6 protein-coding genes and 1 pseudogene (1 of these 7 running past the window's edge) are annotated in these 6,000 nt (G+C 71.6%); 5 read left to right on the top strand and 2 right to left on the bottom strand.

Annotation, left to right across the window (positions count from 1 at the left end; genetic code table 11):
- Positions 1 to 379: the 5' portion of an alpha/beta fold hydrolase gene (locus ACIQ7Q_RS30175; RefSeq protein ID WP_403868961.1), read on the bottom strand. The gene continues 335 nt to the left of window position 1, outside the view; the window shows 379 of its 714 coding nt (coding positions 1–379); its start codon is at positions 377 to 379; its stop codon lies off the left edge, out of view.
- A gap of 240 nt (positions 380 to 619) precedes the next feature.
- On the opposite strand from ACIQ7Q_RS30175, the gene ACIQ7Q_RS30170 reads away from it, so the two are divergent.
- From ACIQ7Q_RS30170 to ACIQ7Q_RS30150, 5 genes are read left to right on the top strand one after another with little or no spacing between them, the layout of a single operon-like run.
- Positions 620 to 2,143 carry an AMP-binding protein gene (locus tag ACIQ7Q_RS30170; protein WP_403868958.1) on the top strand — a complete coding sequence of 508 codons (1,524 nt, stop codon included), beginning with the start codon at positions 620 to 622 and terminating at the stop codon, positions 2,141 to 2,143.
- Between the two features lies 1 nt (position 2,144).
- Complete coding sequence (locus tag ACIQ7Q_RS30165; protein WP_403868955.1) at positions 2,145 to 2,420, top strand: acyl carrier protein; 276 nt, start codon at positions 2,145 to 2,147, stop codon at positions 2,418 to 2,420.
- A 2-nt stretch (positions 2,421 to 2,422) separates the two neighbouring features.
- Entirely contained in the window at positions 2,423 to 3,463 is a 1,041-nt protein-coding gene (locus ACIQ7Q_RS30160) for an anthranilate phosphoribosyltransferase (protein WP_403868953.1), read from the top strand.
- Positions 3,456 to 4,295, top strand: coding sequence for a tryptophan synthase subunit alpha (gene trpA / locus ACIQ7Q_RS30155; protein WP_403868950.1), 840 nt, complete (start codon positions 3,456 to 3,458; stop codon positions 4,293 to 4,295). Before ACIQ7Q_RS30160 ends, trpA begins: the two co-directional genes overlap by 8 nt.
- Positions 4,296 to 4,345: 50 nt before the next feature.
- Positions 4,346 to 4,723 (top strand): ectoine synthase, encoded by a 378-nt coding sequence (locus ACIQ7Q_RS30150; protein WP_403868947.1) that lies wholly within the window; start codon positions 4,346 to 4,348, stop codon positions 4,721 to 4,723.
- A 28-nt stretch (positions 4,724 to 4,751) separates the two neighbouring features.
- Here ACIQ7Q_RS30150 and ACIQ7Q_RS30145 read toward each other — a convergent pair.
- A pseudogene (locus tag ACIQ7Q_RS30145) lies at positions 4,752 to 5,948 on the bottom strand (RNA-guided endonuclease InsQ/TnpB family protein).
- Positions 5,949 to 6,000: the final 52 nt, after the last annotated feature.

Raw genomic sequence — 6,000 nt, 5'->3', positions numbered from 1 at the left:
AACGGGTCAGGCGGTCCGCCGGTATGCGGGGGACCAGCTGGGCCGCCCACCGGTACGGCGTCGCCCACCGGCCACGGGTGGAGGCGCTGGCACCGGCGAGGATCAGCCCGCGCACGTGGTGGGGACACCGCCGTGCGAACTCCAGCGAGGCGTATCCGCCGAGCGAGTGCCCGACCACCAGAGCGGGCCCGTGGTCGAGCGCGGCCACCGCGGAAGCGATGACCCGCGTCGCGCTGCTCAGGCTCCAGGGGTCGGCCGTGCGCTCCCCGTGACCGGGCAGGTCGACGGCGGCCACCTCGAACTCGTCGCGAAGCGCGGCGAGTTGCGGACTCCACTGTCCGGCGCTGAAGCGCGTTCCGTGTACGAAAACGATCGGCAAGCAATCCGCTGTCGTCAACTGTCCCACCAGTGACCACGTGGTGTGAACAGCGACTGCACGGACACCGGGCAGTCGCTGCAAGACGCCCTCGACGCACTCCCGAGTCTCCCTCATGCTTCAGGCTTCCCACTCACACCTGACATCTCATGCCCCACGGCTCCGGCGATCCTCCAGCGCGCGAAACCACCATCGAGGCCGACAGGTTTTCGCCAGTGCAAGGAGCGGGAGGGGGCGCGGCCCATGAGTGGCGGCACGCTCGTCGAGAGGGTTCGGGCGCAGGCCCACCGCACGCCGCAGGCGGCGGCGCTCGTGTGGCAGGGCGACGAGATCAGTTACGGCGCCCTGTGGCGACGCGCCGAACGGGAGAGGGCCCGCGTCGCGGACACGCCCGGACGGCGGCCCGTCGGCGTCCCGGCCGTCAAGTCGCCCGACACGATCGCGGTGGTCCTCGCCTGCCTGTTGGAGCGCCGCCCGGTGCTGCTGGCGTCGGCGACGCTCGGCAAGGACGTGACGGAGGAGCTGTACGAGCAGGCCGGCGCCGTCCCCCTGCCCGACAAGCCGGACGACCGGCCGGATGCCACGGCGTACGACAAGCCGTACGCCACGGCCGACGACACGCCGGGCGTCCCGCCCACCGACCGGCGCGACACGCCGACCCTCGACCCCGCCGCGCCCGCGCTGCTGTTGACGACTTCCGGGTCGACCGGGCTGCCCAAGATCGTGCCCATCTCCGCCGGCGCGATCGACCGGTTCAGCGCCTGGGCCGCCGGCGCGTTCGGGATCGGGCCCGGCACGAACGTCCTCAACTACGCGCCGCTCAACTTCGACCTGTGCCTGCTCGACGTGTGGACCACCCTCGCCCACGGCGGACGTGTCGTCCTCGTCGACCCCGACCAGGCCATGAGCGGCCGGCATCTGCTCGCGACGCTGGAGCGCCACGACGTCCACGTCGTCCAGGCCGTGCCCATGTTCCACCGGCTGGTCACCGACGCCGCCCGCGAACACGGCGTCACCGCCCTGCCCGCCGTGCGCCACGCGATGACGACCGGCGACGCCCTGCCCGGGCCGGTCCTGGCCGAACTGCCGGGCCTGTTCCCGAACGCGCGGCTGCACAACATCTACGGCTGCACCGAAACCAACGACAGCTTCGCGCACGAGATCACTGACGCGCAGGCCGAATCCGGCGCGCCGCTGCCGCTGGGCCGTCCGCTGCCCGGCGCCGACGCGCTCGTCGTCACCGACCGGGGCGAGGTCCTGGAAGGCCCGGGCAGCGGCGAGTTGTGGGTCACCACACCGTTCCAGACCGACGGATACCTCGGCGCGGCCGCCGCCCGGACCGTGTTCGTGCCCCACCCGGCCGGGGCCGACGACCGGCGCTGGTACCGCACCGGCGACCTGGTGCGCCGCAGCGCCGACGGCGTCCTGACCCTCGCCGGCCGCACCGACTTCCAGGTCAAGGTCCGCGGTGTGCGCATCAACGTCCAGGAGGTCGAGCACGTCCTGCTCGCCCACCCCGACATCAGTGAGGCCGCCGTCCTGGCCCTGCCCGACCCGGTGGCCGGCCGGCTGCTGCACGCCGTGGCGCGCCGCACCCCGGGCAGCGCCCTCAACAGCCTGACGCTGCGCGGCTATCTGGCACGCGGCCTGCCGAGGGCCGCGATCCCCTCGGCGCTGCGCTTCACCGACGAGCCGCTGCCCAGGACCTCCACCGGCAAGGTCGACCGCGACCGTGTCGTGAAGGACCACTTCACCAAGGAGAACTGACATGCCCCACGCCCAGGCTCAGGCCCAGGCCATCAAGGAGTTCCTCGTCGAGGAGTTCCTGCCCGACACGCCCGCAGGGGAACTGGACGACCACCACGACCTGCTGGAGGGCGGCGTCATCGACAGCCTCGGCCTGCTCAAGGTGATCGCCTGGCTGGAGGACCGCTACGGCATCAACACCGACGACGTGGACCTGGACCCGGAGTCCTTCCACTCCGTCGCGGCCATCGAGGCGTTCGTCGCCGAGGCCACCCGCGCCCGGGCGGAGGCCGCGTAGTCATGCACGACGCCGTCGCCGCCCTGATCGCCCAGGACCGGCCCGTCGAAGCGCCCCAGTGGCACTCGTTCTGGGACCGGCTGGGCGACGGCGCGCTGCGCCGGGGCGAGAGCGTGGCACTGCTCGCGTCCCTGTCCACGCAGATGCCCGGCCGCGCCACACTGACCGCGCTGCTCGACTCGCTCGCCGAACGCCGCCCCGAACAGCGCACGGGGCGCCCCGAGTTCGACGGCGCCGTCAACATCGTCGGCACCGGCGGCGGCCCGAGCACCCTCAACATCTCCACCGCCGCCGCCCTGACCGCCGCCGCGATGGGCACCCGCGTCGTCAAGACCGGCTCCCGCGCCTACACCTCCCGCCTCGGCTCCCTCGACCTCCTTGAACGCCTGGGCATCGAGACGACGTCCACCTACGAGCAGACCCACGACATGCTCGAGCGGTGCGGCATCGCGTTCGCCGGCCCGTTCGTCTACCCGGCCGAACTGGGCCTGCTCGCCCGCAGCGTGCTGCCACTCGACATCCGCCGGCTGGGCCGCTTCGTCAACGCGGTGGGCCCGTTCCTCGCCGACATGCCGGTGGCCGCCCAGCTCACCGGCATCTCCGATCCCCGGCTCGTCGCCGGCCTGCGGCACGCCGCCGAGCACACCGCCCGCCGCACCGGCCGGTCCGTGTGGCTCGCCACCAACGACACCGGCGCCGACGAACTGATCGGCTTCACCACCAACCTGGTGCGCACCTACGAAGGCGGCGGCGAGGACGAGTTCACCCTCGCGGGCGCCGCGCTCGGCCTGCGCCCCGGCACCGTCTCGGATCTGCGGCCGGGCGACGACCCCGTGAAGGACGTCCTGGACCTGCTCGCCGGCCGCGGCCGGCCGGCGGCCGAGGACGCCGTCTGCCTCAACGCGGCGGCTCTCGCCGTCGCCGGCCGTCTCACCGGCGACTGGCACCAGGCCCTGCGCGGCGCCCGCGCGGTGCTGACCGACGGCTCGGCCCTCGCCCTGGTCGACCGGCTGCGACGCGCCACGGAGGTGGCCCATGCCTGACCCCCGCCCCACCCCCGCCCCCGGCGGCACGCGCCCGGACACGGGTGGCTTCTTCACCCGCGTACGGCCCGGCCGCCCCGGTCTGGCCCTGTTCCTCAACGCCGGTGACCCGCCCCTGGAGCGGCTGCCCGACCTGGCCGCCCTGCTCGACGAGAGCGACGTCGACTGCCTGGAGTTGGCCGTCCCGTTCCCCGGCTCCGTCACCGACGGGCCCGTCATCCGCGCCTCCGCCGACCGGGCGCTGGCCGCCGGCACCGACCTGCCCGCCGTCCTCGCCGCCGTCGCCCGCATCCGCCCCGGCCTGAAAAACCTGCGCATCGCGCTCCTCGCCGACTTCAGCCACACCGTCAAGGGCACCGCCCCCGGACACTTCGCCGCCGCCGTCCGCGACGCGGGCTGCGACGGGCTGCTGCTGCACGGCGTGCCACCCCGGCTGCGAGGCGCCCACTACGAGGCCGCACACACCGCCGGGCTGCCGCTGGTCACCACCTGCTACGCCGTCTCCAAACCCGACGCCGTCGCAGAGGCCGCCGCCCACGCCTCCGCCTACCTGTACCTGGTCGCCCACTACGGCCGTAGCGGCACCGCCGCCGCCCTCGACCGCGACCGGCTCGCCCGCTCCATCGCCGACCTGCACGCCGCCGCCTCCGTGCCCGTCGCCGTCGGCTTCGGCGTCAAGACCCGCGCCGACATCGCGCTGTTGGAGCAGCTCGGCGCCGATGCCGCCGTCGTCGGCAGCGCCGGCGTGGCCCGGATCGCCGACGCCCTGGCGAAGGGCCGCGACCCCGTCGAGGAGTTCGGCTCCTTCGTCGGGGAGCTGCGCGGCCGGTGAACGACCCGAGCGAACACCACACCACCGTTCCGTATGAGGGGAGAACCCGCATGATCGTCCGCAAGCTCGACGAAGTCACCTGTGTCGACTGGGGCAACGGCCTCAGCCGCAGATTCCTCACCCAGGCCGACGGCGTCGGCTACACCGTCACCGACACCATCGTCCGGGCAGGCACCAAGTCCCGCCTGGAGTACCGCAACCACCTCGAGAGCTGCTACTGCATCGAGGGCAGCGGAGAGGTGATCGACAGCGACGGCGTCTCCCACCCCATCACCCCCGGCACCCTGTACGCCCTCGACCGGCACGACGCCCACTGGCTGGTGGCGAGCCCGCACGAGGACCTGCGGCTGGTGTGCATGTTCACGCCCGCGCTGCGCGGCGACGAGAGGCACAACCTCGAATCGCCCGAGTTCTCCCACTACTGTTGACTTCTCCCCTTCCTTCAGAAGGGGATTCTCACGGCTTGCGCTGTGAGGGTTTCTGCTTCGCAGCCGACTGCCTGCCCGGAGTTCTCCGTTGAGGTCTTACACCAGCTCCACAGACTGTCACCGCCAGCCCGGCGGCCAGAAGGTTCTTCGCCGCGTTCACGTCCCGGTCGTGGGTCGCCCCGCAGTCGCACGTCCAGGTACGGACGTTCAGTGGCATCTTCTCTGGGAGGGTGCCGCAGGTGGAGCACAGCCGGGAGGAGGGGAACCAGCGGTCCACGACCACGAGGTTCCTGCCGTACCAGGCTGCCTTGTATTCCAGCATGCTCCGCAGTTCTCGCCAGGCGGCATCACTGATGGCGCGGGCAAGGCGGTGGTTCTTGACCATGTTGCGCACGGTCAGATTTTCGATCACGAGCGTTTGGTTTTCGCGCACGAGTCGGGTGGTCAGCTTGTGGAGACCGTCACGGCGGCGGTCGGTGATCCGGGCGTGGATCTTGGCGACTTTACGCCGAGCCTTGGCCCGGTTCGCTCCGTCGCCCTTGGCCTTGCGGGCGAGCTGCCGCTGAGCTGTGGCGAGACGGGTGCGGTCGCGGCGTTCATGCCGGGGGTTGGCGATCTTCTCCCCAGTGGAGAGCGTCACCAGACGGTTCAGGTCGACGTCGATTCCGACCGCCGCATCGGTGGCGGGGAGCGGCTTCACGCCGGGGTCGTCGCACAGCATGGACACGAATCAGCGTCCGGCCGCGTCCTGCGAGACCGTCACCGTCGAAGGGCTCGCGCCTTCGGGCAGAGGCCTCGACCACACGATCGCCAAGGGTTCGGACATCTTGGCGAGCCGCAGCTCACCACCGGTGAATCGGAACGCCGAAGTGGTGTACTCCGCGCTCTTGCGAGACCTCTTCCGGCTCTTGAAACGCGGGTACTTGGCGCGTTTACCGAAGAAGTTGGTGAACGCCACCTGCAAATGCCGCAGGGCTTGCTGCAGGGGCACCGAGGACACCTCGTTGAGGAAAGCCGGCTCCTCGGTCTTCTTCCACGCCGTCAGCATCGCCGAGGTGGCGTTGTAGTTGACCCGCTCCTGACGCGTCCACGCCTCGGTGCGGGCAGCGAGCGCCATGTTGTAGACCTTGCGCACGCATCCGAACGTGCGCGACAGCTCTGCCGCCTGCGCATCGGTCGGATGGAAGCGGTACCGAAACGCCCGCTTCACCTGAATTGAGGCCATGGTTCACACATTAACACCCCAACTAGTGACCCCTGGTGGTGCTGGCGGCGGT

Source organism: Streptomyces sp. NPDC096176 (assembly GCF_044763255.1).
Taxonomy (GTDB): domain Bacteria; phylum Actinomycetota; class Actinomycetes; order Streptomycetales; family Streptomycetaceae; genus Streptomyces.
The sequence above is the reverse complement of the archived record's forward strand: the minus strand, read 5'-3'. Positions and strand labels throughout refer to the sequence as shown.

What these genes read in the sequence shown, in the direction of transcription:
- ACIQ7Q_RS30170 (WP_403868958.1), top strand. Translation starts at nt 620, where the DNA reads ATGAGTGGCGGCACGCTCGTCGAGAGGGTTCGGGCGCAGGCCCACCGC.
- ACIQ7Q_RS30150 (WP_403868947.1), top strand. Translation starts at nt 4,346, where the DNA reads ATGATCGTCCGCAAGCTCGACGAAGTCACCTGTGTCGACTGGGGCAAC.
- ACIQ7Q_RS30160 (WP_403868953.1), top strand. Translation starts at nt 2,423, where the DNA reads ATGCACGACGCCGTCGCCGCCCTGATCGCCCAGGACCGGCCCGTCGAA.
- trpA (WP_403868950.1), top strand. Translation starts at nt 3,456, where the DNA reads ATGCCTGACCCCCGCCCCACCCCCGCCCCCGGCGGCACGCGCCCGGAC.
- ACIQ7Q_RS30165 (WP_403868955.1), top strand. Translation starts at nt 2,145, where the DNA reads ATGCCCCACGCCCAGGCTCAGGCCCAGGCCATCAAGGAGTTCCTCGTC.